This is a genomic window from Frankia sp. CeRuru1 (genome assembly GCF_977966315.1).
On the sequence record NZ_CDWWEW010000223.1, the window covers coordinates 1 to 3,594 of the forward strand.

At 71.6% G+C, this 3,594-nt stretch carries 3 protein-coding genes; 2 read left to right on the forward strand and 1 reads right to left on the reverse strand.

All coding sequences use genetic code 11. The features are described 5' to 3' along the window. Positions 1-574: helix-turn-helix domain-containing protein (locus tag AC08OP_RS15840; protein ID WP_476614903.1), on the reverse strand; the 574-nt coding region annotated here is incomplete at its 3' end. Positions 575-1,099: 525 nt separating this feature from the next. Here AC08OP_RS15840 and AC08OP_RS15845 point away from each other — a divergent pair. Both AC08OP_RS15845 and AC08OP_RS15850 read left to right on the forward strand, forming a co-directional pair. Continuing rightward, positions 1,100-2,017, forward strand: a complete 918-nt coding sequence (locus tag AC08OP_RS15845; protein ID WP_476614904.1) for a hypothetical protein — start codon at positions 1,100-1,102, stop codon at positions 2,015-2,017. Beyond that, the gene (locus AC08OP_RS15850) at positions 2,014-3,591 is read left to right on the forward strand and encodes a 4-hydroxyphenylacetate 3-hydroxylase family protein (RefSeq protein ID WP_476614905.1); all 1,578 of its coding nucleotides are present in this window, start codon (positions 2,014-2,016) and stop codon (positions 3,589-3,591) included. The genes AC08OP_RS15845 and AC08OP_RS15850 overlap by 4 nt, the downstream gene beginning before the upstream one ends. Positions 3,592-3,594: the final 3 nt, after the last annotated feature.

A 3,594-nucleotide genomic window follows, 5' to 3' on the forward strand; every position in this document is an offset into this window, starting at 1 on the left:
GACCGGGAGCGACGGCGGCTCGCCGCGGGCCGGGCACCACCACCCGGCCGGTAGGGACGGCGGCCCGGAAGCTTGGCGAGAGTCCCAGGTTCGGCGACACGCCGAAGGGCAATGCCGCGCCGACCGTTGCGCCGATACCGGTTGTTTCGATGCCAGCCGAGCCCGTGAGGCCGGCCGAGCCCGTGATGCCGACGGTGGCCGTGGTGCCGCTGGCGGCGTGCAGGTCAGCGGAGAGGACGCGGGCCGTGATCGGTGGTGTCGCCTGCCCGTGGACGGCGGACAGCGACCCGGGCGATGCCACGGGGGTGACCTCGGGTTCGAGCCGGGCGAGCTCCAGACGCACCTCGTCCAGCAGATCGGACAGCCGGATGTGCAGCGCCCGGCAGACCGCGGCGAGGATCTCCGAAGACGCCTCCTTCAGGCCGCGTTCGATCTCCGAGAGGTAGGGCATCGACACCCGCGCCGTGTCCGCCACGTCCCGCAGGGTGCGGCCCTGAGCGAGGCGACGCCGACGCAGCGCCTGCCCGACCAGCCGGCGCAGCAACGGCATCTCGGCATCATCCGTCATCGCCATCAGGAACCTCCGGGGGGACTGGTGCCTTGAGGGGTCAGGGGAATCGGAGGGGCGCTCGCGTCCTGATAGCTACACGCGTCCCGGATACTGATCACGTGGGTGGGAAGGCGACCGCTGCCGCAGCCACCCCCCGGGTAAGTCGATGGAGAACTCAGGCACCGAGCGTATCCGCTGCGCCCTCGCCGGAACCGCAAGTACCGCACCCGGCATTCCGCCCGCACCTTCGCCGCGAAGTTGCCGGCGGCCGCCGAAGTTGCCGGCGGCGGACGAACCGTGCGGCGCCGATGCATACGGCGACAACGTGTGAGGCGACGGACGCCGGAAGTGGCACGAAGATGCACCGAAGGTCGGTATTTCCACATCATCCGCGCACTTAGCGTTGTTTCCGTCGTGATTCATCCTGGCCGTCCGGTCTCCGGAACGGTCGTCGCGGTGGCCCGCTTAGCCGGGGCCGCCAGGGACAGGAGATCCGTGGAGGCTCCCACACACATGCCCCGTGCCGTTGCCACTCCGATGGCCGTACCCATGTCCCTGTCCTCGGCCGCGCCGGTGCCGATGGCGGTCCTCGGCACCCGTCCCCACGCCCACCTCGAGCCGCCCGGCGCATCCCCGCGAGCGACGGCGTCCGGGTCGTTTCCCCCTGCTCCGGCCGTCGACATGACCGGAGACGACCGCGTAGCCCTGTGGCAGCAGCGCCTGCTCGAGGCGGAGTCGGGGATGACGACGTTCCTGCTGGAACACCACGCCGATCTGCGTCTGCTCGACTGGCTGCATACCCAGGCCGAGATCTTCGCCGACTTCCCGACGCCTGACGATCGTGATCCGACGGCCTGGCAGCGGGTGTTCTTCCGCGCGCAGGCACTGATCGAACGGTTCATCGTGTCGCGCTGGGGCGAGGCGGAGCTCGTCGACTGGGCGAGGGCCAACGCCTCGGTCTTTGGCAAGGTGGAGCCCGAGCCGACCGGCCGGCCCGCCGACGTCGTCCACCGGCTCGCGCGCCAGGCGGATCTCTACTCCTCCCGTTACGCGGTCGACACCGACGAGCCCACGCGGGCGACCCTGATCATCTCGCACTGTGGCATCTGGGACTACCGCGAGCAGGCCCGCGCCCGGGGCGTGCCCCTCACCCTGGCCTCCCCCTGTTCGTTCTGCACCACTGCCCTCTCGGCGAACATCCGGGCCAAGGGATACGAACCGGCCTTCCGCCTGCTGCATGACGACCCCTCGGTCCCGTCAGCCGGCGTGGCCGTGCCCGCTCCGGCCGGCCAGCCGGCCGTCGTGGCCGGGTCGGTCGCCGGACCGGGGCAGGTCGACCGTGGCTGCGTCTGGACCGCCACCGATGCCACCGACATCACTGATGCCACCGACGCCACCGACGCCACCGACGCCACCGACGCCACCGACGCCACCGATATTGTCCACAGAGCGGAGATCAGGCCATGACCCTCGTGACCGACAGCGGTCGTCCCGGCGCCGTCGACGATCCCGGCCGACCCGCCGGTGGCCACCCCGCCGGTGGCCACCCCGCCGGTGCGACGGCCGAGCCCCCGGCCGACCCGCCGCTGGGAATCCCGCCGCCTGCCGGGCAGGGGCTGATGACCGGGGAGCGGTACCGGGCGAGCCTCAACGACGGCCGCGAGGTGTGGCTCGACGGGGAGAAGGCCGCGAACGTGGCGACGCACCCGGCCTTCCGGGGCGCCGTCGACGAGCTGGCCCGGCTGTTCGACCTGCAGCACGAGCCGGATCTGCGCGACGTGCTCACCGTCCACGAACCCGAGGCGGGGACCCGCGTCGGCTGGTCCTACCAGCTGCCGCGCACGCTGGACGATCTGCGGGCCCGGCGGCGCAGCACGGCCGTGTGGATGCGCGAGTCCTGGGGTCAGCACGGCCGGTCGCCGTCGTTCATGGCGAACGTGGCGGTGGGCCTGCTCGACTTCCGGGACCATCTGGAGCGCAACCAGGCCGGCTTCGGTGCCAACGCGGTGGCCTTCTACCGGCACTGTGCGGCCAATGACCTGGTCCTCGGCCACGCTCTGGGTGACCCGCAGATCGACCGGACCACCAGCCCCGTGGACGATCCCGACCTCGCGCTGCGCATCATCGCCGAGCGGGACGACGGCGTCGTCGTCCGGGGCGCCAAGCAGCTCACGACGCTGGCCCCACTGGCCCACGAGGTGCTCGTGTACCTCTCGGCGAGCTTCGCGCAGCGCGAGGCCGAGCAGTTCGTGATCTGGTTCGGCCTGCCGCTGGCCACCCCAGGTGTGAAGATCCTCTGTCGGGAGCCGCTGGGGGCCCGGCCGTACGGGCACGCCCACACGCTCGCGTCCCGGTTCGACGAGCAGGACGCCATGCTGTTCTTCGACGACGTGCTGGTTCCGTGGGACCGGGTGTTCCTGCTGCGCGACGGCAACCTCGCCCGGGTCGGACTCGGGCGGATCAACGCCTGGAGCGCGGCCGCCGGCCACATCCGCTACCAGGAACGGCTGCGGACCCTGCTCGCCGTCGGCACGCTGCTCGCTGACGCGATCGGAGCCTCGGGGCTGCGTCACGTCCAGGAGGACCTCGGGGAGCTGGCGAGCTACGTTGACCTCGTCGGGTACTTCCTCGACGCGGGGGAGGCCCGGGTCGAGACGACGGACGGCGGCCTGCTCGCGCCGGGTAACACCGACGCGAGCCGCGTGTGGTCGGCGCAGGTCGCCGGCCGGGCAGTGGAGATCGTGCGGCGGATCGGCTCGTCGGGTGTCCTCATGCAGCCCAGCGAGCGTGACCTCGCCGCCGCTGACCTGCGGCCCTACCTCGACCGGTACATGCGGGGCGCGAACCTCCCGGTCGAGGAGAAGTCGCGGCTGTTCCGGCTGGCCTGGGAGCTCACGGCGGACAGCTTCGGGCAGCGTCAGGATCTCTACGAGTTCGTCCACCGCGGGGACATCACCCGCAACCGGATCAACCTGCTCCGCCGGGACGACCTGGGACCTGTCACCGACCAGATCCGGGAGCTGATCACCCGTCCGCTCTGAGGC